We start from the raw sequence: 22,638 nt of genomic DNA on the forward strand, positions 1-22,638 counted from the left end.
GGGGAACCGGGGATTATCGCATGCCCGCAACGAGGTGACCCGGCCTGGGCCGGGTCACGGGAACAAGGCGGGGGCCGGGGCGCTTATTCGCGCTGCCAGGTCTGCGCGCGGCAGATGAAGGCGATGCAGCCGGACACGTCCAGCTTGGTGCCGCCGGGCTGCAGTTCCATCTTCGATCGGTAGGTCTTGCCGTTGGCCGGATCGAGGATGGTGCCACCGGACCACTTGTTGGCGCCGTCGGCCTTCAGGTTCCAGAGGATGGTCATGCCCTTTACCGGCTTGTTCTTGTTGGCGCCTTCACAACCGTCGCAGACCGGGTTCGGGCCCTTGTCCGAATGCAGGATCTCGACCACGCGGCCGGTCAGCGTGCCGTTGGCGGCCTGGCTGATCTCGACGATCGACTTCACCTTGCCGGTCTTGTCGTCGATGGTCTTCCAGCGGCCGGCGGCACTGTCGGCGGCCTGCGCGGAGAGCGCGGCCAGGCACAGCGGCAGCGCCAGCAGCAGGGTCTTGAAGGTCTTGCGCATGGTCCCCTCCCAGGGTTCATTCCGGCACGATGCCGGTACGGGTCGACTGTATACCCATTCGGCGGGGTATGGGGAAGGGGGCTCGGCCGGGCGGCGCCCGGCACCCGCAGAGGCAACGACCGGAGCAACGGCCGGAGCAACGGCAAAAGCTGGCGTTCCGTGGGATGGCGGGGTGGGTCCGGTTGCGGGGGACGCTGCAAGTCCCCCTCCGGGGCCCGGCCCAGCCGCTGGCGGCTGGGCGTTCGGGCGCTTGCGAAGCAGTGCTTCGCAAGCAAAGCGCCCTCACCCCTGTAAGCTCGGTCGCGCCATCCATGGCGCTCACGCCCCCGCAACCGGACCCACCCCGCCTTCGACAGAGTCCTGCGATCTGTCGGAATGGCGTGGCCTGCTCTCGGTAGGTGTCGACCTTGGTCGACACGTAGATCCACGCCATGCGTGGATGAGCCTCGCGATTGAAGATCGCTCAACCGATTTCGTACAGCTCCAGCGGCAGGTCGTCGGGGTCGGCGAAGAAGGTGAAGCGGCGGCCGGTGTATTCGTCCACGCGGATCGGTTCGCAGGCTACGCCGTGGCTGGCCAGGCGTTCGATGAACGGTTCCAGCGCAGCCACCCGGAACGCGAGGTGGCGCAGGCCCTGGGCTTCGGGGCGGCTGGGCCGTGCGGGCGGCGAGGGGAAGGAGAACAGCTCCAGTTGGCCGCCATCGGGCAGGGCGAGGTCCAGCTTCCACGAGTCACGTGCGACGCGGTGGTTCTCGGCCAGTATGCGCAGGCCCAGCACGCGCACGTAGAAGTCTTTCGAGCGCGCGTAGTCGCTGCAGATCAGTGCGGCATGGTGGATGCCCAGCAGGCCGGTGGTAGCGGGGGTCATTGCAGGGTGTCCAGCCAGCGCTGGGCGATCTTCAGCGCCAGCGGATAGGGTTCGGGGGCGTTGCGGTTGCTCAGCACGATCACGGTCAGGTGTTTGTCCGGGTAGCGCAGGATCACGTTGCGGAAGCCGATGCTTTCGCCGCTGTGCCAGTGCATGCGGCCGTTCAAGCGCCAGCCGAAACCGTAGTGCGGTACGTCCGCTTCGGTGGTGGCGGTGGCCGGGCTGAACATCGCCTTGCGCGATGCGGCTGACAGCAGGCGGTCGTCGTACAGGGCCGCATCCCAGCGCGCGAGGTCGTCCAGCGAGGCGTAGATGCCGCCGTCGCCGAGTACGGCGCTGGTCGTGCTCTGGTCGGTGCGTTGCCAGTGGCTGTCAACCTCGCTGTAGCCATAGGCACGCTGCGCCACAACATCGACACCGTCCTGGTGGGCGACGGTATGCGCCATGCCCAGTGGCCGGAAGATGCGCTGCTGCAGGAAGCTGGCAAAGTCGGTGCCGGCGGCGCGGCCGACGATCAGCGCCAGCAATGCGTAGCCGCTGTTGCTGTAGCGGTACTGCGTACCGGGTGCGAAGGCGAGCCGATCTTCGCGGGCGAGCAGGGCAAGCACATCAGCGTCGTGCACCTGCCGGGTGTCGGCAGGGTCCATCAGGTCTTCGTAGTCCAGCAGGCCGCTGGTGTGCGACAGCAACTGCCTCAAGGTGATGGCGGCAGCGGCGGGCGGCAGTTCCGGCAGCCAGCGCCGCGCGGGCTGGTCCAGTGCGAGGCGACCGTCCTCGACCAGCAACAGCACCGCCGCAGCGGTGAACTGCTTGCTGACCGAGGCCAGGCGGAAATTGCTGGCCGGCGTCACGGCGCTGCCATCTTCGACCACGGCCAACCCGTAGCCGCGGCGGAATACCGGCTGCCCGTCGTGCAGCACCAGCGCCGCCGCACCCGGCACCTGGCCATCGTAGGCCTGCATCAGGCCATCAATGCCTGCATCCGGCGGCGCCAGCGGTGCCGCCGCCAGGGTGATCGACGGCAGCACAGCGAGGACGGCGATACACAGCAGGGCGGCAGGGCGCATGGCAGCTCCGTGACGGTCAGGGTGCGGGTGCTGGTGTTGCCGTGGCCGGCTGGGCCAGCCAGCGTTCGATCTTGTGGTCCAGTACATCCAGTGGCATCGAACCGTCCTTCAGCACTTCGGCATGGAAGCGGCGCAGGTCGAACGCTGCACCCTGGCGTGCCTTGGCCTTGTCGCGCAGGGCGATGATCGTGGTCAGGCCCGCCACGTTGGACAGCGCTTGGCCAGGCTGGGCCATGATCCGTTCGACCTCGGCGTTGGCGTCGTCGCTGCTCATGTCCACGGTCTTCTGCAGATAGGTCACGGCCTGCTGCTTGCTCCAGCCCTGCGCATGCACGCCGGTGTCGGCGACCACGCGCGCGGCGCGCAGCAGGCGCGAATACAGATAGCCGATGCGGTCGTACGGATCGGTGTACGCGCCGAGGTCTTCGCCCAGGGTCTCCGCATACAGGCCCCAGCCTTCGACGAAGGCGAGGTCACCGCCGAGGCGGCGGAAGCGCGGCAGCTTGGTCAGTTCCTGCTGCAGGCCCAGCTGCACGTGGTGGCCGGGAATGGCTTCATGCAGGTACTGCACCGGCACGTTCCAGCGCTTGCGGCTGGGCAGGTCGCGGGTGTTGACGAACAGCACGCCGGGTTGCCCCGGGGGCGACGGCTGGTAGGAGGCTGCGGCGGCGGTCATGGCGCGCTCCGGTTCCACTGCATGGATCTGCAGCGGCGCCTTCGGCAGGGTGTCCAGCACCAGCGGCAGGCGTGCATCGACCTGCTGCTGCACCTGCCGGTAACGGTTGAGCAGCGCGTTGGCGTCGCTGTACTGGAACTGGCGGTCGTTGCGCATGCTACGCAGCAGCTTGGCCTGCGAACTGCGCAGCTTGCCATCGCGCATCACCGTGGTGATCTGCGCCTGCAGCTCCTGCACACGCTGTTCGCCCAGCGCGTGCAGCTGCGCGGCGGTCTGCTGGCTGGCGGTGGTCTGCACGATCAGGTTGGCGTACCACGCCTGCCCATCGGGCAGTGCGCCGAGGCCGCTGCTGCTGCGCGTGGCAGGCAGGTATTCGGTGGCGATGAAGCCACGCAGGGCGCGGTAGGCCGGCATGATGCGCAGTTCGATCATGCGCTTGTACTCGGCGCTGATGCGCGCCTTGTCTTCGGCGGAGATGGACTCCGGCATGGTCCGGATCGGCGACCAGAAGATGCTCTCTTCGGCGGTCGGCTTGATCACCGCGTCCAGCTGCGGCAATACTTTTTCCATCAGGTCGCGCGGCTGCACCACGCCGGCCTTCATGCCCTGGCGCATGTTGGCGATGGCCTGGTCGAACAGATCGGGAATGCCCAGCGAGCGGCGCGACCAGGTGTCGTAGTCCTTGGCCGTGTTGAACGGCTGCGCGCCAGCACCGGCGCCGAGGATGGCCATGATGCTGCCGACGTTGTAGTACTGGCTGATCGGCATCATCCAGCTTGGATAACGCTCGGCGGCCAGCGAGGCGCGGGCGTCGCGCACGAAGATCTCGTAGCTGAGCAGGTCCTGCCCCTGCAGGCCGTCGCTGCCGATCTTCTCGACCTTGCCCAGCCATTCGGTGGTGAAGTCGTGTGATTGCTGGCGCCAGGCGGCGGAGAGGATGTTGGGCAGCTGGTCGTTGTAGCGCGGCTCGCCCTGGAAGGTCGCCTGCAGCGGGTTCAACCGCATGGAGGCATCCCAGTATTCGTCGTACAAGCGCTCCAGCTGCACCTGCTTGGGCACTGCGCGGGCCGGGGCGACCGGACGCGGCGCGGCGCGGCGCGCCGAACTGCCGCGGGCCGGCGGGGTGGCACGTGTGCCGGCGCGCGCCTTCGGCTTGGCCGCCTGGCGGGTCTGCGCGGCGGCGGGGCGGCTGCCCTTCTTCTTCGCTGCTTCGGCCGGCGGAACGGCGCTGAACAGGAACAACGCGGCGATGGCGGCGGCCAGGACGCGGGGGGAATACGGCATCAAGAAGCTTCCGTGGAACACAGACCGTGGAGCTTGCACGATCCGCGCGCGTACGGCCAGCGTGAGGGCGCAGTCAGCTTGCGCGCCGCTGGGGCTTCAGTCAGCCGCGGCTGCGGCGCGCAGGTCGGCGGCGCGGTGTTCGCCCAGATAGCGGGTGATTGCACGCCGCATCAGGTACAGCAACGGAATCAGGGCGATCGCAAAGCCCATCTTGTAGACGTAGTTGACACTGCTCACCGCCAGGAACAGCGATGTCGGCCAGTGCTGGGGGCCGAGCACGAAGGCGATCCAGATCACCACGAAGCTGTCCACCAGCTGCGAGACCGCGGTGGAACCGGTGGCGCGCAGCCATACATGGCGCTCGCCGGTGACCTGGCGGATGCGATGGAACACCGCCACGTCGATCAGCTGGCCGAACAGGAACGCCACCAGCGAACCGGCAATGGTCCACATGCCCTGTCCGAACACCGCCGCGAACGCGGCCTGGTAATCGGGCACGCCGTGGGCATCCATCGAGGTCACCCACCAGCTGGCCGGTGCCAGTGAGATCGCAGCGAAGGCGAACAGGAAACCGTAGGCGATCAGCACCACCGCCAGCCACGAGATGAATCGCACCCCGCGCTTGCCGAAGAATTCGTTGATGGTGTCGGTCATGATGAACACCACCGGCCACAGCAGCGTGCCGGCGGTGAAGCTCAACGAGCCGGTCTGGCCGAACAGGTTCCAGTTCAGCGGATCGATGCCGAGGGTGTCTTCCAGGGCGAAGATCTTCACCCCGATCAGTTCGGCCAGTACCGCGTTGCCACAGAAGAACGCGGCCAGCACGATGAACAGCAGGACCGCACGGTCCTGCAGCGGCCGCGCGTGCGACGCCTCGCTCATTCGGAACGATCGCCAGCGCGGGTGAACGGAACGCTGGAGGGCGCCACTGCACCGCCGGAAATGATGAAGCTCATCGCCTGGTCCACCGTCCAGTCGGTCGGGGTGAGCAGCTCGACGGGCACGATCTCCAGATAGCCCGAGGTCGGGTTCGGCGTGGTGGGTACGTAGACGGCCGCCAGTTCGCGGTCGGTGCCCTGTTCCTTGATGACCCGGGTGACCAGGCCGACCGATTTCATGTCGCGATGCGGGAAGTCGATCAGCACCACGCGCTGGGTGCTGCCCGGCTCGGTCTGCAGCATGTCCAGCAGCTTCTTGGCGCTGTCATAGATGATGCTGGCCAGCGGGATGCGCTTGATGACCGCACCAACCCAGCGCAGCAGGCGCTGGCCGACCACGCGGCGGCTGGCCACGCCCACGGCCAGGATCACCAGCAGGGTGGCCAGCAGGGCGATGGTGTTCTGGATCCATTCGGCGCGGACCCAGCCGAGGTAATGCGGGAAGTTGGTCGCGATCTGTTCGGACAGCGGCACTACCAGCGGGCTGGAAATGCCCGACAGCAGCACGAACACGAATTTGACCACCACCCAGGTCAGCCAGATCGGCAACAGGGTCAGCAGGCCGGTCAGGAACAGGCGCTGCAGGGAGGGGCGGGGAACCAGGGCGGGGGCTTCGAGCGACATGCGCGCATTGTAGCGGTCGCGGCCGCTCGTTTACGCTGTCCGTTGGCGGTGCTGGCCATGCAGGGAAAGGATGCTGTGTTGAAGATGCTGCGTTGGTTGGGCTGGGCAATGCTGGCCCTGGTGGTGATGGCCGTCGCGGCATGGCTGCTGTCGAGGTTCTGGCCGTTGTCGGCCGCCCAGCGGGAAGACAGGCGTCTGCTTGAGGCCGTGCAACCCAACGAAGGTCGCAACGGCTTCGCCCTGCTGTGGACGCTGCCCTTCGATGGACTCGACCAGGCCCAGCGTGAGGCGGCGTTGGCCGACGATCTGCAGCGCTGGAAGGCCTCGCCATCGCAGGCGTCGCACGCCTCGTTGCTGGCGGCCAAACACGCACCGTTGACTCTGGATGGGGCAGGTCGTTGTGCCGTCGGGCCCGTCGGCTGCCTGGCACAGGTGCGCGCTGATCCGCAGCGCTTCGCTGACGCTCACGCCGGGCATGCCGGCCTGCACCAGCGACTGGCCCGGTTGGCAGACTTTGATCGTTTCGATTCCCCGTTCCAGCCCAGCGGAATCGAACTCATGCCACTGCCGGCGTACACGCCGCTGTTGGATGGCGCCAGTGCGCAGGCACTGGCCTATCTGCAGGGCGATGTTGCCGGTGCCGTCGAGGCAGGCTGCAGATCGGTTCGGTTCGGGCGGCGGATGATGCGCACCAGCAGCACGCTGATGGACAGCATGATGGGCGCTGTTGTGGTGAGGACCCATGCCGCGTTGCTGGGCGACATGCTGGTCGAGCAATCGCCGGGTTACGTGCTGCCCGCCTCCTGCGAGGTGGCGCTGCAGCCGCTGGACGCCGACGAGCAGAGCCTGTGTCAAGCGATGCAGGGCGAATTTGCGATGAACAAGGCGGCCATCGAGGCGTCCACGCAGACAGCAGGCAGCCGCCTGCTGCTGGATCGCGACCACACCCTGGCCCGGATCGCCGGCAATTTCGGTTGGGCATGCCGCCCCGCTGCAGCCAAGGCGCTGGCAGCCGATGTCCCGCTCCTTGTCCCGCCACCACCCCGATGGGATGTGGGCTGCGTGGCCAATCCGCTGGGATGCACAGTGAGCGCCATCGCCGGGCCGTCCTACACGCAGTACGCGGCGCGCAGCCAGGACGCAGCAGCGATGATCCGCCTGCTTGGGGCGCAGCGCTGGCTGCGGCAACAGGCCGGGCCAGCCGACGAGGCACTGGCGCGGTTGCCGGCGCAGTGGCGTTCGGACACCCGCATGCCACAACTGTCTGCCGACGGTCGCCATCTGCAGGTATTGCGGCGTGGACCGGCGCGCGAAGGCGAGGGCCCGTATCTGTCGATGCCGTTGCGGGCGGACTGACCCGGGCTCAGCCGCCGTCGCCGAGCGGATTGAACGCCCAGCCATCGCCAACGCTGTCCAGCGTCCAGCGCTTGCGGTCAGCCAGGGTCTGCCAGCGCACCTGTTCCTTGTCGTCCTGCATGCTGCCTTCGGTCAGCTTCACCTTGCCGGTGGAGAAGTTCACGCTGAGGCCTTCGGTCTGCCCGGAATTGCGCATCATCGAGTCGCGGTCGTAGCCGATCAGCGCGAAGTGGCCTTCCTGCCAGCGGAACGTGAACGTGGTGGTGCTGGTCGACCAGCTGCCCGCGCTGGAGAACGAGTACAGGCCCACCCGCAGTGCGCCGCGCTGGATCGACACGCCGGTGCCTTCGGCCAGCACATCGCTGAGCACCGGCGAGTCCGGCCGTGGAATGAGCGTGTGGTTCTGCGCCGCCAGCACGTAACCCGACGGTCGCGCAAAGGCAATGGCGAGGATGCGCGGGTTGCTGTCATACGGCGACGGCCCGAACCCATCGTGCTCGATGATGTTGCGCGGGTCGTGCTGGCGCAGCACCAGCGCAAGGTCGGCGCGCCCGTCGTGGTCGAGGTCGCCTTCGATCCTGTATTCCAGCGCCCAGCCGGCAGGCACGAACCCCTCGGCCGTAGCGGCGTGCGCCGGCAGGGAGGGATAGCGCACCGGCGGCACGTCCAGTGCGGTGGCGGTGAAGGGCAGGGCGGCCAGCGCCGCAGCAAACAACGAAAGGCGCATTGCAGCCTCCATGGCAGGGCTGCAGAGGATAGCGGGGCGTCAGCCGACCCGCTTTACCGTGCGTGTGGCTTCAGGCGCACGTAGACCTGCTTGCGTACCTGCGCGACGACCTCGCCAGCTTCGTCGACCACGTCGTTGCTGAACCAGCGCAGCACTTTTTCGCCGCCGGCCGCCGCCGTACGCAGTTCATCCAGCAGGGCGTCATCGATGCGGAACGAGGTGCGCACCGTTCCGCGGCCGGGCTTGAGGAAGTCGATCGCACCGGCGCGATCCCAGACGTAATAGTCACGGCCCAGGGTATGCATCAGGCCCAGCATCCAGAACGGATCGGTCATCGCGAACAGGCTGCCGCCGAAGTGGGTACCGACGTAGTTGCGGTTCCAGGGGCGCAGGCGCAGTTCCACGTCGATCTGCCGGTAGTCCGGGGTGATCCGGGTGACATGGATGCCGGTGAACAGGAACGGTGGCCACAGATTGATGCCGAAGCGGAACGTGCTGGCTTTCATGCGGGAACCGGGCAGGGGGCAGGGATCCCAGTCTAACCATTCGCATGCGTATGTTGTAGCCCGTGGCATCCACATCAGGCCTGCTGGCCGCTATGGCCCGGGCGTGCCGCCGTCGATCACATAACCGTCGCGGCCATTGTCCTTGGCCCGGTAAAGCGCGTTGTCGGCGCCTTCGACGAAATGATGCGGTTGCAGGTCGCTGTCCGGCACGCGGGTATAGACGCCGATGGTCAGGGTGACACCCGTCTCGCTGCCATCGCCGGGCGGTGGCAGGGCGCGGATGCAGGAGATCAGGTCTTCGATCACCTGCCGTGCGCCTTCAACCGGGGTGTCGGGCAGCACCAATGCGAACTCGTCGCCGCCGTAGCGGGCAGCCATGTCACGGGGGCGCCGGGCATGCGCCTGGATCAGGCGGGCCACTTCGCACAGCACACGATCGCCGACCTGATGTCCATGACGATCGTTGTGGTGCTTGAAGTGGTCGACATCGATCAGGGCCAGGGTCAGTGGCTTGCCGCTGCGGCGTGCCGCGTCGCATTCCTGTTGCAGCGATTGTTCGAAGCGCAGGCGGTTGCCCAGTCCGGTCAGCGCATCGCGGTTGGCCTGGCGGTGCCAGGAGGCGATCCGCCAGGTCGCCCATACGGTCAATACCAGCACGACGCCGAGCAGCGCGCTGGCCGGCGCCCACCAGAGGCTGCTGGTGCGCAGCAGCAGCCAGCTCAGCAGCGGCGCGGCCGGCAGCGAGCACAGGGCAACCACCCAGGGCAGACGCAGCCCCAGCAGCAGTACGCACATCGCCACCAGCACGCCGGCCAGGGTGTCCTGCCAGGCGCGGGGCAACACGTCGATCTGCTTGTCCTGCAGCAGCATCGAGGCGAGGTTGGCCTGGTACTCGCTGCCGCTCATCCAGTATTCGCGGGTGGTGGGTGTCAACAGGCGGAGGGCGATGCCGCTGGCCGTCATGCCGACCACGATGCGCCTGCCACGCAGCATCGAGGCATCCACGCGCCCATCCAGCACATCGGCGTAGGACACCTGCGGCAGGCGTTCCGGTGGCCCGGCATAACGCATGCGCACGTAATCATTGCGGCGCCATTGATAGGGCGAGTCCAGCGCCGGGTCGGGGTCGGGCAGGCCGTGTGCGCGTTGCGGCGGCAGACCGGTCAACGCCAGGCCGAGTGCCGGCCAGTGCGCCTGGCCGATGCCGGCATGCAGGTAGACCCCGCGGGCGACACCATCGCCGTCGACTTCAACATCGCTGTGGCCCATGGCGGCAGCGCTGGCAGCAATCAGCGGGATCGGCAGCATCTCCTCGGCCATGCGGTCGCCGGCCGCCGGGGCGGCCAGCACCGGCAGCACCACGCGGCCGTTGCGACGGATCGCCGCGGCCAGCTCGGCGTCCTGGCGTGCATCGCGGCGGTCGGGCTCGGACAGCATGAGGTCCAGCGCGACGCGCTCGGCACCGGCGTCGGTCAGGCGGTCCAGCAGGCGGGCATGCACCGAGCGCGGCCACGGCCACTGACCCAGCCGCTGCAGGCTGCCCTCGTCGATGGCGACGATCAGCACGCTGGGGTCAGGACGGTAATCCCAGCTGCCGACCATCATGTCGTACGCCGTCTCATCCTGCCGCCACAGCCATTGGCCGTGGCTGACCACCGCAGTCGCTACACCTGCCAGCAGGGCCAACAGGATCCGTCGCGACCACGGCAGCGGCGAGCGCCTCACAGCAACAGCCACAGCAGCAGGGCGCCGCCGCCCGCGCCGTAGCACAGGCGGCACGGCAGCTTGACCTGCTGGGCAGGCGAGAACGGGCCTGCGTGGCCGTCGTCGTCGATGTACTGCACACGGATGTGCAGCGTGCCGCGCCACGGGCGCTTGAGGCTGACCTGCGGTTCGTCAACGGTGGCATCGACCAGCGGCGCGCTGAAATCACCGCGACGATCGACCTGCACCCGGTAGCGCTGGCCATCGCTTCCCGCCTGCCAGCGCAGCGTCAGCTCGCCATCGGTGGCTTCGGGCGGCTGTAGCGCCGGGTCCACCGGTTCATTGCTCAGTTGCAGCGTCAGTGCCTGGCCATAGCGACCCTGATGGCCCTGGCCATCACGCGAAGCGATCCGCCAGTAGTACTGGCCGGGCGGCAGCGGCTCGCCCAGGCGCAGGTCGGTGCCATCGGTGCTCTGCTCGCGCAGCGGCTGCAGGAACTGCGGTTCGTCGGCCACCTGCAGCACACTGCTGCTGGCACCGGGCGCCTGGCTCCAGTGGAAACGCGGCCGGTCGCTGTTGACCGTCTGCCCCTGCACCGGGGAAATGGTCAGCGGCGGTGGCGGCTGGTCGCCGAGGAGGAAATCCTCGCTGGCATCGAGACCTTCCACACCCTGTGCATCCACTGCGCGCAGCAGCAGGCGCAGCGCTCCCGGCGGCAGCTCGCCGATCGCCAGCCCGGTGTCGGTGGTGGTGGCCGCAAACAACAGGATTTCCGGAGTTGCGGCCTGCACGACTTCCACCCGGTAGTGATCGGCACCCGTCACCGGTTCCCAGGCAAGTTGGGCCGGCAAGGCTCCCAGGCGGGTCGAATCGGCACGCAGGTGCGGTGCCGGCAGCAGACCGGAAACCGCTTCGGGTGCCGTTCCGCTGCCCGCGCTGCGGCTGGCCTGGCCAGGGTGCACCAGACGCTGGCCATGCGGGTTGCCGACCTGCACCTTGCCTTCCAGTACTTCGGTGGCGCCGGCTTGGGCGTCGTCGCCGGCACTGACCCGGAACACGGTGCCGCGCACGCTGCTGGTGGCCGTCGGTGCATCGATGATGTAGCGAGAGGCCGGCCCGCGCGCCGGGGTGACCCGGTTGCTGGCGCGGCCCTGCTGCAGGCGCAGGCGGGTATCGACCATGCCGGTGCGGCCATAGCGGCTGAGCTGGTCCAGGCGCAGGCGTGAGTACTCGCGCAGCTGCAAGCGCGACGCGTCGGCAAATTCCAGGGTGATGCTGGAATCGGCCTTCGTCTGGATCGCATCGCCGATGTGCAGCTCTTCGCCTGCGCGCACGGCGCGGTTGCTGCTGCCATCGGCTGCGCTCAGTTCAACCTGCCCACGCACGGCCAGTACCCGCGCCGGGGCGGGTTCAACGCGCAGCCAGCCGATCGGGAAGCGCAGCAGTTCGCCCGGCGGCAGCCGGTAAGGGTTGTCGATGCGGTTGTGCTGCTGCAGCTGCTGCCAGCCCACGCTGGGCTTGAGGTAGGCCGCGCCCAGGTCCCACAGGGTATCGCCGGGGCGGACCCGATAGTTCCAGTCCTGCGCGCCGGCGAGCGCTGGCAACAGGAAGAGGGCACACAACAGCGTGCGCAGGAAACGGATGATGAAAGACGAAGAGCGGCCAACGGTCACGGAATGCTGTCCCGGCAAAGCGGGGGCGCAGCTGCAAGACCCCATGGCCCCGACCTCATCCCCCCGAACGGATCGTGGCGGCCCTGGAGGCCACCATCGCGGGCATTATTGCCCGCGTTCAGTGCAGGGATTCTGAACGGTGCCGTTGCCGTTCAGAACAGCAGGGAGGCCATCCGGCGCCGCGAGCGGCCCACCAGGTCTTCATCGGAGATGACGTTGAAGGCATCGATCAGCGCCTTGCGCGGCAGTCCTTCCTGGAAGCCGCGGTCGATCCGCAGCATCTCCAGGAACTGTTCCAGCGCGGCTTCGTCCTGGCCTGCCAGCAGCAGCTGCACACCGCGCAGGTGACGCGCCTGCAGATCCTTGCCATCGGCGGCGATGCGCGCATCCAGCACCTCCGCAGGCGGGGCTTCCTTCAGCGCGGCGGCGAAGGAGAGCCGCGCGCGGCCACGCACGGCGCGGTCGTCGGTGGCCAGGTTGGCGGGCAGGGCATCGATCAGGGTGCCGGCCTCGTCCACGCCGCCGACCTGCAGCAGGGCCAGGGCCAGGTCGAGCTTCAGCTCGTCCTTATCCGGCTCGGCGGCGATCTGCGCGCGCAGCACGTCCACCTGCGCCTGCGGGTCCAGCGGGGCCTCGTCCTCGGCAATGGTGTCGCCGATATCAGCCGGCACCACGCCGTGCTGTGCCAGGAATTCTCGCAGCTGACCTTCCGGCAGGGCGCCGGGGAAGCCGTCCACCAGCTGCCCACCCTTGACCAGGAACACGGTGGGCACCGAACGGATCTGGAAGGCCGCCGCGATCTGCTGTTCCTTGTCCACATCGACCTTGGCCAGCTCGAAGGCGCCGTTGTATTCGCCGGCCAGCTTCTCCAGCATCGGGCCGAGGGTCTTGCACGGCTCGCACCAGGTCGCCCAGAAATCCACCAGGACCGGCGTCTGCAGCGACTTCTGCAGCACTTCCGCCTCGAAGGTAGCGGTGGTGGCGTCGAATACGTAGGTCGTCTCGGTCATGGGGCATCGTTCGGCATCTGGAGACCGATTCTATGGTGACGAACCCTGTCGGTCTCAACCCTGTGGTCATACCCATCGTGAAATCCTGGACAGCTTGGCGGAGCTGGCAGCTGCCGCGACAATGTGCTGATGTTCTTCTGAAGAGTGGCTGCGATGTCCGTGGTTCGGCTGGATCGTTGGGTGGGCGTGCTCGCCGCTGCCCTGTTCGTGCTGTCGGTGGTCGGCTTCGGTGCGGCGCTGCCGGACTATTCGCAGGCACTGCATCCGGTGACCTGGCTGGGCGCGCACGGCATTCCCCATGCGCTGGGTTTCAACCTGCTGGGCCTGGTGCTGCCGGGTGCACTGGCGGTGGTCGTTGCCGAGCGCCTGCGCCGGCAACTGCCGGTGGACGCCGCCTGGACGGCACGCGTGGGCAGCCAGATGCTGCTGCTGGCCGCGCTTGCCTTCATCGCGATGGGCCTGCTGCCGCTGGATTTTGAGGGCCAGATGGATATGCAGGGCCCGGCCAGCAAGCTGCACGCCAGCGTGTGGATGGTCTGGGCACTGGCCTTTGTCGCCGGCAGCGTGATGCTGGGGGCGGCACGACTGCGGCATCCCGGCGGGCGCAGGCTGGGCCTGCTGGCGCTGGGCTGCGGGATCGGTGCCGGTCTGCTCGCCTTTGGACTGCCGGGCGTACTGCCGGCGGCGCTGGCGCAGCGGCTGGCCTTTGCCTGCTGGGCGCTGTGGCTGGCCTTGGCCCTGCCTCTGTCGCGCAGGCGCTGAGACGGTTTCTGCTGCCTCGCCGCGCGCCGGCCCGGCAGGCAGGATTGGAGCCATTTGCCGCACTGCGGTACGCTGTACCGCTTTGCCGCCGCAACCGCGTGTTACATGACCAGCGTCGAACCCAACGTTTACGATCCGCAGCAGGTTGAATCCGCCGCCCAGCAGTACTGGGATGCTACCCGTGCCTTCGAGGTCGATGAAGCCTCGGACAAGCCGAAGTACTACTGCCTGTCGATGCTTCCGTATCCGTCCGGTGCGCTGCACATGGGCCACGTGCGCAATTACACGATCGGCGATGTGATCAGCCGCTACAAGCGCATGACCGGCCACAACGTCCTGCAGCCGATGGGCTGGGACGCGTTCGGCCTGCCGGCGGAAAACGCTGCGATCAAGAACAAGACCGCGCCGGCCGCCTGGACCTACAAGAACATCGACCACATGCGCAGCCAGCTGCAGTCGCTGGGCTATGCCATCGACTGGTCGCGCGAGTTTGCCACCTGCCGCCCGGACTATTACGTCCACGAGCAGCGCATGTTCACCCGCCTGATGCGCAAGGGCCTGGCCTACCGCCGCAACGCGGTGGTCAACTGGGACCCGGTCGACCAGACCGTGCTGGCCAACGAACAGGTCATCGACGGCCGTGGCTGGCGCTCCGGCGCGCTGGTGGAAAAGCGCGAGATTCCGCAGTGGTTCCTGCGCATCACCGATTACGCCCAGGAACTGCTGGACGGCCTGGATGAGCTGGATGGCTGGCCGGACTCGGTCAAGACCATGCAGCGCAACTGGATCGGTCGCTCCGAAGGCCTGGAAATCCAGTTCGACGTGCGTGACGTCGATGGCGCCGCACTGGATCCGCTGCGCGTGTTCACCACCCGCCCGGACACCGTGATGGGCGTGACTTTCGTGTCGATCGCGGCCGAACATCCGCTGGCGCTGCATGCCGCGAAGAACAACCCGGAACTGGCTGCGCTGCTGTCGGAAATGAAGCAGGGTGGCGTGTCCGAGGCCGAGCTGGAGACCCAGGAAAAGCGCGGCATGGATACCGGCCTGCGCGCCGTGCATCCGGTTACCGGTGCCCAGGTGCCGGTGTGGGTCGCCAACTTCGTGCTGATGGGCTACGGCACTGGCGCGGTGATGGCCGTACCGGGCCACGACCAGCGCGACAATGAATTCGCCAACAAGTACAACCTGCCGATCCGCCAGGTCATCGCGCTGAAGTCGCTGCGCAAGGACGAAGGCGCCTACGACGCGACGCGCTGGCAGGACTGGTACGGCGACAAGACCCGCGAGACCGAACTGGTCAACTCCGAAGAGTTCGACGGCCTGGACTTCCAGGGCGCTTTCGAGGCGCTGGCCGAACGGTTCGAGCGCAAGGCCCAGGGCCAGCGCCGGGTGAACTACCGACTGCGCGACTGGGGCGTGAGCCGCCAGCGCTACTGGGGCTGCCCGATTCCGGTGATCTACTGCGACAAGTGTGGCGCGGTACCGGTGCCGGAAGACCAGCTGCCGGTGGTGCTGCCGGAAGACGTGGCGTTCGCCGGTACCGGTTCGCCGATCAAGACCGATCCGGAATGGCGCAAGACCACCTGCCCGGAATGCGGTGGCGCGGCCGAGCGTGAGACCGACACCTTCGATACCTTCATGGAGTCGAGCTGGTACTACGCCCGCTACACCTCGCCGGGTGCCCGTGATGCGGTCGACAAGCGCGGCAACTACTGGCTGCCCGTGGACCAGTACATCGGTGGCATCGAGCACGCGATCCTGCACCTGATGTATTTCCGCTTCTACCACAAGCTGCTGCGCGACGCGCGGATGGTGGACAGCAACGAACCAGCGCGCAACCTGCTGTGCCAGGGCATGGTGATCGCTGAGACCTACTACCGCCCGAACCCGGACGGCTCGAAGGACTGGATCAACCCGGCCGATGTGGAAGTGCAGCGCGACGAGCGCGGCCGCATCACCGGCGCCACCCTGATCGCCGACGGCCAGCCGGTGGTGGTCGGCGGTACCGAGAAGATGTCCAAGTCGAAGAACAACGGCGTGGACCCGCAGGCGATGGTCGGCAAGTACGGCGCCGACACCGTGCGCCTGTTCTCGATGTTCGCGGCACCGCCGGAACAGTCGCTGGAATGGAACGAAGCCGGCGTGGACGGCATGGCCCGCTTCCTGCGCCGCCTGTGGGCACAGGTGCAGAAGCACGCTGCCGACGGGGCCGCACCGGCGCTCGACGCGGCCGCGCTGGATGCCGGCCAGAAGGCCCTGCGCCGCAAGACCCACGAGACCATCGGCAAGGTCGGCGACGACTACGGCCGCCGCCACAGCTTCAACACCGCCATTGCCGCGGTGATGGAGCTGATGAACGCGCTGGCCAAGTTCGAGGACGGCAGTGAACAGGGGCGCGCCGTGCGCCAGGAAGCACTGCAGGCCATCGTGCTGCTGCTCAACCCGATCACCCCGCATGCCAGCCACGCCCTGTGGCAGGTGCTGGGCCATGGCGAAACGCTGCTGGAAGACCAGCCGTTCCCGCAGGCCGACAGCAGTGCGCTGGTGCGCGATGCGTTGACCCTGGCCGTGCAGGTCAATGGCAAGCTGCGTGGCACGATCGAGGTCGCCGCCGATGCCGCGCGCGAGCAGATCGAAGCGCTGGCCCTGGCCGAGCCGAACGCGGCCAAGTTCCTGGAAGGCCTGACGGTGCGAAAGATCATCATCGTCCCCGGCAAGATCGTGAACATCGTCGCTGCCTGATGTACCCCGCACCGGCCGCCATCCTGGCGGCCGGTGCGTTGTCGCCACGCCGGGCGTGCCCGGCCGATGGCCCTGCGTTCACGCGGCCTCGGGCACCCTGTCTGTTGCCGTGATCGCCCGGCTCCGCCAGACTGTCTCCATGACCCGAATCCTGCTTGCCCTCGTTCTCGCCCTCGGCCTCGCCGGCTGCGGTTTCCACCTGCGCAACAAGCTGATGCTGCCGACCGACACGGCACCGGTGAAGGTGGTATCCACCGCGCCCTACAGTGAGCTGGTCAAGCTGTTGAACCGCAGCCTGCTGGCCTCCGGTGCTCGCTTGGCCGATGAGGACAGCAAGGGCCCCAATGCCCAGCTGCAGGTGCTGTCCGAACGCTGGGGCGACCTGCCCATCGCGATCGACTCGCAGGGCCGCGCACAGGAATACAGCCTGCGCTATGCGGTGATCTTCATCTTCCGCCGCGAAGACGGTAGCGAGCTGGTGCCGCAGCAGGTGATCGAACTGTCGCGCGACTACGTGTCGCCGCCGACCGACGCCACCGGTACCACCACCGAACGCGAGATCCTGGCCGATGAACTGCGCCGGGAAATGTCCGCCTCGATCATCCGCCGCATCGACAGCGTGGTCCGCGCCGAGCTGGAAAAGGGCGGCAGCCTGTCGGCGCCGAAGCCGGTCGAGCACGATCCGGTCGAGCCCGCACCCGCCGTCAAGCACTGAGCCGGGCGCCTGATGGAACTGCGACCGGAACAGCTGGCCGGGCAGGGCGCTGACACGGCGCTGGCGCCGGTCTATCTGATCGCCGGTCCGGAAACACTGCGTGTGCTGGAGGCAGCCGACGCCGTGCGTGCCCGCGCACGCGCGGCCGGCATCGACGAGCGCGAAGTGTTCGACGCCGATGGCCGCGATTTCGACTGGAACCAGCTCGACGCCAGTTTTCACGCCCCCAGCCTGTTCAGTGCCCGCCGCCTGGTGGAAGTGCGCCTGCCCAGTGGCAAGCCGGGCAAGGACGGTGGCGAGGTGATCAGCCAGTTCTGCGCCAATCCGGCGCCGGACGTGATCCTGATGATCACCGCCAATGAATGGAGCAAGGCCCACCAGGGCAAGTGGGCCGAGGCGGTGAACCGCGTCGGCGTGCTGTCGGTGGCCTGGGCGATCAAGCCGCACGAGTTGCCGGACTGGATCGAACGGCGCCTGCGCAGCAGAGGCCTGCGCGCCGAGCCTGCCGCCGTGCAACGCCTGGCCGAGCGCGTGGAAGGCAACCTGCTGGCCGCGGCGCAGGAGATCGACAAGCTCGCACTGCTGGCCGATGGCCAGACCCTGGACGTGGAACGGATGGAATCGCTGGTGGCCGATGCCGCCCGCTACGACGTGTTCCGGCTGGTCGAATCCACCTTCTCCGGCCAGCCGCAGGCGGTGCTGAGGATGCTGGCCGGTCTGCGCGGCGAAGGCGAGGCCGTGGCCGCGCTGATGCCGATCGTGATCCGCGAACTGCTGGCTGGTGCCGGCCTGGCACGGGTCCAGGCACGCGGCGGCAACCTGGCTGCGGAGATGAAATCCCGCGGTATCTGGGAATCACGGCAGGCACCCTACAAGCGTGCGCTGCAGCGGCACCCGGAAGGCAAGCGCTGGGAGCGTTTCGTGGCCGAAGCCGGGCTGGTTGACCGCATCGCCAAGGGGCGAGCCGACGGCGATGCCTGGCTCGCGCTTGAGCGCCTGCTGGTGGCGGTGGCCGAGGCGCGCGCGGTACGGCTGCTCGCCCGGGCCTGATCCATGAGCCTGCGGATCTATTACGGGGGCACCTTCGACCCGGTGCATCTGGGCCATCTGGCGATCGCGCGCGCTGCACGCGATGAACTGCAGGTGGCGGTACGCATGCTGCCTGCCGCCGACCCGCCGCACCGCGCGGTGCCGGGCGCGACCGCCGAACAACGCTGCACCATGCTCGGCCTGGCCATCGGCGATGAGCCGGGCCTGCTGCTGGACCGTCATGAGCTGGATCGGGCCGCGCGCTTTCCCGGCCGGCCGTCCTATACCGTCGATACCCTGCGCGAACTGCGTGCCGAACTTGGCCCCAGCCGCCCGCTGGCGTGGCTGGTGGGGGCCGACAGCCTGCTCGGCCTGCCCAGCTGGCATGAGTGGCAGGCGCTGTTCGGGCTGGCCCATTTCATCGTCGCCGAGCGTCCGGGCAGTCCGCTGCGGGCCAGTGTCGACGGCGCGCTGGGGCAGGCCACCGAGGGCCGCTGGGCCGACAACGAGCAGGCGCTGTTTGCCAGCCCGGCCGGCCGCATCCTGCGCCTGCACCACCCGCTGCGCGAGGAATCGGCCAGCGCCGTGCGCACCCAGATCGCCGCAGGCGGCCCCTGGCGGGCCATGCTGGCGCCGGCGGTGGCCGACTATGTTTCTGGCCACGGCCTGTACCGCTCCGCCACCTCGTGAATACGGTTGCCGCGCTGTGGCCGTATAATCGCCCCCACGTTTATCGAGTCGACCCGCTTTGAGCAACCAGACCCAGCCCCAGACCATCAAGGTCGATCTGCCCAGCCCGCCGCCCTCCGTGCCGGAACTGCTGGCCAGCGTCCGTCAAGCCACCGAAGACCTGAAGGCCAAGGACCCGGTCGAGATCGACGTGCGCGGCAAGTCCAGCGTCGCCGACTACATGGTGGTCGTGTCGGGTACTTCTACCCGCCATGTGAAGTCCATCGCCGACGAAGTCGTGCGCTTCGCCAAGAACATCGACGTCATGCCGCTGGGTGTTGAAGGTGAGCGTGAAGCCGAATGGGTGCTGGTCGACCTGGGCGACGTCATCGTGCACGTGATGCTGCCGCGCGTGCGCGAGTTCTACGCGCTCGAGCGCCTGTGGACCGTTGGCGACCAGCCGCCGTCCTACGACGACGACGAAGTGGCCTGAGCCATTCGTTGATGCGGTTTTCGACGGCGCCGATGGCGCCGTCGACGTTTTGGAGGAATGTTGATGAAAGCCCGCCTGATCGCCACTGGCGAACGCGCGCCCAGCTGGGTGGCGCAGGGGTTTGCCGAGTACCAGAAGCGGCTCTCGCACTGGCTGCCCTTCGAGCTGGTGGAGATCGAGCCCGGCCTGCGCGGCAAAGGGCGGGACGCACGTCGTGCCACCGAAGACGAAGGCAAGCGGGTGATCGCCGCGTTGCCGAAGAATGCCTATGTCGTTGCACTGGACGTGCCGGGCCGCCAGCTCAGTTCCGAACAGCTGGCACAGCGCCTGGAACACTGGCGCGGACAGGGCAGGGACCTGGCGTTCCTGATTGGCGGGCCGGAAGGCCATTCGCCGGAAGTGTCTGCGCTGGCCGATGAAAAGTGGTCGATCGGCCCGCTGACGCTGCCGCACATGCTGGTGCGGCTGGTGGTGGCCGAGCAGTTGTATCGCGCCGCTGCGATGTTGGCCAATCACCCCTACCATCGCGCGTGAAGAGTCGTTATACTGGCGGTCTGCCCGAATAGCTCAGCCGGTTAGAGCACTTGACTGTTAATCAGGGGGTCGTTGGTTCGAGTCCAACTTCGGGCGCCACTTTCAAGAGGCCTGCATCGCAAGATGCAGGCCTTTTTTTGCGTCGTGCCGTGCAATCGCGTGCGGCGGTAGATCCACGCCATGCGTGGATGCATTGCATGCAATCTGTCGAGCGAGCCCGACTCTACAATGCAGGTTCATCACGTGGATGTTGACGATGCGCGCGATCAGCTTCGCTGTTTCACTGTTGCTGGCCTCGCAGCCGTTAGCTGCATCAGCCGCCGCGCCTGCCACCTGGCAACCGCCGGCCGGTACCACTGAATTTCCTCTCTGGCCCGACGGCCAGGTGATGGCGCCGCCGAAGCTGAAAGGCCCCGAGCAGGTCAGCGAAACCGTCTCCAGGGCCAGTGGCGAGCACTGGATGATGCTGCAGAACGTGGCCGTGCCCACGCTCACCGTGTTCCCGGCGAAAGGCACGCCCAGCGGCACCGCAGTGATGGTGGTACCGGGCGGTGGCTACAACGTGCTGGCGATCGACCTGGAAGGCAGCGAGATCTGTGGTTGGCTCACCGCACAAGGCGTCACCTGTGCGCTGCTGAAGTATCGCGTACCCGCCTCGGGACCGAACTGGAATCGCGAATGCAACTGCCGCGACATTCCCGCCGTGCCGATGGCATTGCAGGATGCGCAACGGGCAATGGGCCTGCTGCGTGCGCAGGCCGCACACTGGAAGATCGATCCGCAACGGTTGGGCGTGATCGGCTTCTCGGCCGGCGGCCATGTGGTGGCCGGGTTGAGCACGCATGCGCAGCGCAGCTATGCAGCGCTGGATGCGGCGGATGCGCAGTCCAGCCGGCCGGACTTCGCGATGCTGCTGTATCCGGGGCATCTCTGGGTACGCAAGGATGATTCGCTGGAAAAAGACATCGTGGTCGATGCCAAGGTGCCGCCTACGTTCATCGTGCAGGCCGCCGACGACCCCACGGACGATGTCCGTCACGCGTTGACCTATCAGCGTGCACTGATCGAAGCGGGAGTGCCGGTTGAAATGCATCTGTTCGCACGCGGCGGCCACGCGTTCGGCCTGCGCCTGAAAGATGCGCCGGTGTCGGCATGGCCCAGCCTGGCCGAACGCTGGATGCACGACATCGGCATGCTGCCGAAACGCCGGTTGTAGAGCCGAGCCGGGAGGAACCTACAAGCCATGCTCGGCTGCCTGCGCGAAGCCGGGCGCGGGCTCGGCTCTACAGCGTCAGCTGGCCTTTCCAGAATGCCACCAGTGTAACGATCGCGACCACCAGGATCGCGCCGAACAGTACCCACTCCCAGCGCGTGAACACCCGCTCGCCGCGCTGGCGCCGGGTCACTGCGTACAGCACTACGCCCGGCACATACAGCAGTACCGACAGCAGCAGGTTGTCCAGGCCGCCGGCATACACCAGCCACAGCGCATAGGCGCTGGCCAGCAGCGCGACGATGAAGTCGCGCCAGCGCGCACCGGCCGCGCTGGCGTACGCCTCGCCCTGCCAGGCCAGCTTCACGCCGAATGCGCTGGACAGAAAATATGGCACCAGGCTCATCGACGCCGCCAGCAGCACCAGGCTGGTGTAGCTGCCCGAATTGAACAGCACCAGCAGCAGGAACAACTGGATCAGGCCGTTGCTCAACCACAGCGCATTGGCGGGCACGCCGCGCGCGTTCTCGCGGCCGAGAAAGGCCGGCATCGTGCCATCGCCAGCGGCGGCAAACAGCACTTCGGCGCACAGCAGCACCCACGCCAGCAGCGCGCCCAGCACCGAGATGATCGAGCCGATGATGATCACCGTCGCGCCCCATTCGCCAACGATCGCGCGCAGCACATAGGCCATCGAGGGGTTGGGCAGGCCCGCCAGTTCGGCCTGCGACATGACGCCCATCGACAGCAGGCTGACCAGCACCAGCAGCAGCCACACGCCGATGAAGCCGATCACGGTGGCGCGGCCGACATCGGCGCGTCGCATCGCCCGGCGCGAGTAGATGCTGGCGCCCTCGATACCGATGAACACCCACACGGTGACCAGCATCATCCCGCGCAGCTGCTGGCCCATGTCGCCCAGCGCGGGGACGCCGAAGAAGTCGGCGCGGAACACGTCCATGCGGAATGCAGCGGCCGCCAGGATCAGGAACAGCGCGATCGGCACCAGCTTGGCCACGGTGACCAGGCCATTGATGATTGCCGCGGTACGCAGGCCGCGCAGTACCAGCAGGTGCACCGTCCACAGCAGCAGGGAGGATGCGGCGATGGCGGCCGGTGTATTGCCTTCACCAAACACCGGCGCGAAGTGGCCGAGGCCGCTGAAGATCAGCACGAAGAAACTGGCGTTGCCGAGCACCGAAGCCACCCAGTAGCCCCAGGCGGCGGAGAAACCGATGTAGTTGCCGAAGCCTGCGCGCGCATACGCATAGATACCGGTGTCCAGGTCGGGGCGACGATTGGCCAGGGCCTGGAACACGAAGGCGAGCATCAGCATGCCGGCGCCGCTCACTGCCCAGCCGATCAGTGCGGCCGCGGGGCCGGCGCTGCGCGCCACGTTCTGTGGCAGCGAGAAGATACCGGCACCGACCATCGAGCCGACCACCAGTGCGGTCAGGGCGGCCAGGCCAAGGCGTTGGTTGGAAGAGGGCATCACGCGCGCCGCAGCTGTCGGGGTGC

At 67.6% G+C, this 22,638-nt stretch carries 21 protein-coding genes and 1 tRNA gene; 10 read left to right on the forward strand and 12 right to left on the reverse strand.

Annotation, left to right across the window (positions count from 1 at the left end; all coding sequences use genetic code 11):
• Window positions 1-83: 83 nt before the first annotated feature.
• The 6 genes from HFK18_RS10615 to HFK18_RS10640 all read right to left on the reverse strand — a co-directional run bounded on the left by HFK18_RS10615 (window position 84) and on the right by HFK18_RS10640 (window position 5,984).
• Window positions 84-527, reverse strand: coding sequence for a DUF2147 domain-containing protein (locus HFK18_RS10615; protein WP_099818971.1), 444 nt, complete (start codon window positions 525-527; stop codon window positions 84-86).
• 463 nt (window positions 528-990) lie between these two features.
• Window positions 991-1,395 carry a VOC family protein gene (locus tag HFK18_RS10620; RefSeq protein ID WP_180166262.1) on the reverse strand — a complete coding sequence of 135 codons (405 nt, stop codon included), beginning with the start codon at window positions 1,393-1,395 and terminating at the stop codon, window positions 991-993.
• Window positions 1,392-2,462, reverse strand: coding sequence for a serine hydrolase domain-containing protein (locus HFK18_RS10625; RefSeq protein WP_180166263.1), 1,071 nt, complete (start codon window positions 2,460-2,462; stop codon window positions 1,392-1,394). Before HFK18_RS10625 ends, HFK18_RS10620 begins: the two co-directional genes overlap by 4 nt.
• 16 nt (window positions 2,463-2,478) lie before the next feature.
• Entirely contained in the window at window positions 2,479-4,422 is a 1,944-nt protein-coding gene (locus HFK18_RS10630) for a DUF885 family protein (protein WP_180166264.1), read from the reverse strand.
• A gap of 96 nt (window positions 4,423-4,518) precedes the next feature.
• Window positions 4,519-5,304, reverse strand: coding sequence for a queuosine precursor transporter (locus HFK18_RS10635; RefSeq protein ID WP_180166265.1), 786 nt, complete (start codon window positions 5,302-5,304; stop codon window positions 4,519-4,521).
• Window positions 5,301-5,984 (reverse strand): DUF502 domain-containing protein, encoded by a 684-nt coding sequence (locus HFK18_RS10640; protein ID WP_100553172.1) that lies wholly within the window; start codon window positions 5,982-5,984, stop codon window positions 5,301-5,303. The genes HFK18_RS10635 and HFK18_RS10640 overlap by 4 nt, the downstream gene beginning before the upstream one ends.
• A gap of 84 nt (window positions 5,985-6,068) precedes the next feature.
• Between HFK18_RS10640 and HFK18_RS10645 the strand changes: the two genes are divergently transcribed.
• Window positions 6,069-7,340 carry a hypothetical protein gene (locus HFK18_RS10645; protein WP_257216221.1) on the forward strand — a complete coding sequence of 424 codons (1,272 nt, stop codon included), beginning with the start codon at window positions 6,069-6,071 and terminating at the stop codon, window positions 7,338-7,340.
• Between the two features lie 7 nt (window positions 7,341-7,347).
• Here HFK18_RS10645 and HFK18_RS10650 read toward each other — a convergent pair whose 3' ends face one another.
• From HFK18_RS10650 to trxA, 5 genes are all read right to left on the reverse strand, one after another.
• Window positions 7,348-8,067 carry a hypothetical protein gene (locus HFK18_RS10650; RefSeq protein ID WP_180166267.1) on the reverse strand — a complete coding sequence of 240 codons (720 nt, stop codon included), beginning with the start codon at window positions 8,065-8,067 and terminating at the stop codon, window positions 7,348-7,350.
• A 53-nt stretch (window positions 8,068-8,120) separates the two neighbouring features.
• A complete protein-coding gene (locus HFK18_RS10655; RefSeq protein WP_032975063.1) occupies window positions 8,121-8,573 on the reverse strand; it encodes a DUF4442 domain-containing protein in 453 nt (150 codons plus the stop codon).
• Between the two features lie 90 nt (window positions 8,574-8,663).
• Window positions 8,664-10,298, reverse strand: a complete 1,635-nt coding sequence (locus HFK18_RS10660; protein WP_180166268.1) for a CHASE2 domain-containing protein — start codon at window positions 10,296-10,298, stop codon at window positions 8,664-8,666.
• Entirely contained in the window at window positions 10,295-11,995 is a 1,701-nt protein-coding gene (locus tag HFK18_RS10665) for a FecR domain-containing protein (RefSeq protein WP_180166269.1), read from the reverse strand. The genes HFK18_RS10660 and HFK18_RS10665 overlap by 4 nt, the downstream gene beginning before the upstream one ends.
• A gap of 107 nt (window positions 11,996-12,102) precedes the next feature.
• Window positions 12,103-12,960 carry a thioredoxin gene (gene trxA, locus HFK18_RS10670; RefSeq protein WP_180166270.1) on the reverse strand — a complete coding sequence of 286 codons (858 nt, stop codon included), beginning with the start codon at window positions 12,958-12,960 and terminating at the stop codon, window positions 12,103-12,105.
• A 153-nt stretch (window positions 12,961-13,113) separates the two neighbouring features.
• Here trxA and HFK18_RS10675 point away from each other — a divergent pair, with 153 nt between their 5' ends.
• From HFK18_RS10675 to HFK18_RS10715, 9 genes are all read left to right on the forward strand, one after another.
• Window positions 13,114-13,722, forward strand: coding sequence for a DUF998 domain-containing protein (locus HFK18_RS10675; protein WP_180166271.1), 609 nt, complete (start codon window positions 13,114-13,116; stop codon window positions 13,720-13,722).
• 105 nt (window positions 13,723-13,827) lie between these two features.
• Entirely contained in the window at window positions 13,828-16,467 is a 2,640-nt protein-coding gene (gene leuS / locus HFK18_RS10680) for a leucine--tRNA ligase (RefSeq protein ID WP_180166272.1), read from the forward strand.
• A gap of 139 nt (window positions 16,468-16,606) precedes the next feature.
• Entirely contained in the window at window positions 16,607-17,182 is a 576-nt protein-coding gene (gene lptE, locus HFK18_RS10685; RefSeq protein ID WP_180166273.1) for an LPS assembly lipoprotein LptE, read from the forward strand.
• 12 nt (window positions 17,183-17,194) lie between these two features.
• Entirely contained in the window at window positions 17,195-18,232 is a 1,038-nt protein-coding gene (holA, locus tag HFK18_RS10690; protein WP_099818983.1) for a DNA polymerase III subunit delta, read from the forward strand.
• A gap of 3 nt (window positions 18,233-18,235) precedes the next feature.
• A complete protein-coding gene (gene nadD / locus HFK18_RS10695; protein WP_099818984.1) occupies window positions 18,236-18,901 on the forward strand; it encodes a nicotinate-nucleotide adenylyltransferase in 666 nt (221 codons plus the stop codon).
• A 58-nt stretch (window positions 18,902-18,959) separates the two neighbouring features.
• Window positions 18,960-19,373, forward strand: a complete 414-nt coding sequence (gene rsfS / locus HFK18_RS10700) for a ribosome silencing factor (RefSeq protein ID WP_025879295.1) — start codon at window positions 18,960-18,962, stop codon at window positions 19,371-19,373.
• Window positions 19,374-19,436: 63 nt separating this feature from the next.
• Complete coding sequence (gene rlmH, locus HFK18_RS10705; protein ID WP_025879294.1) at window positions 19,437-19,907, forward strand: 23S rRNA (pseudouridine(1915)-N(3))-methyltransferase RlmH; 471 nt, start codon at window positions 19,437-19,439, stop codon at window positions 19,905-19,907.
• A 22-nt stretch (window positions 19,908-19,929) separates the two neighbouring features.
• A tRNA-Asn gene (locus HFK18_RS10710) sits at window positions 19,930-20,006 on the forward strand.
• 157 nt (window positions 20,007-20,163) lie between these two features.
• On the forward strand, window positions 20,164-21,123 hold the full coding sequence (locus tag HFK18_RS10715) for an alpha/beta hydrolase (RefSeq protein ID WP_180166274.1): 960 nt from the start codon (window positions 20,164-20,166) through the stop codon (window positions 21,121-21,123).
• Window positions 21,124-21,190: 67 nt separating this feature from the next.
• Here HFK18_RS10715 and arcD read toward each other — a convergent pair whose 3' ends face one another.
• A complete protein-coding gene (gene arcD / locus HFK18_RS10720) occupies window positions 21,191-22,612 on the reverse strand; it encodes an arginine-ornithine antiporter (protein ID WP_180166275.1) in 1,422 nt (473 codons plus the stop codon).
• Between the last annotated feature and the right edge of the window lie 26 nt (window positions 22,613-22,638).

The organism is Stenotrophomonas sp. SbOxS2 (assembly GCF_013416715.1).
In the GTDB taxonomy this organism is placed as follows: Bacteria; Pseudomonadota; Gammaproteobacteria; order Xanthomonadales; family Xanthomonadaceae; genus Stenotrophomonas; species Stenotrophomonas lactitubi.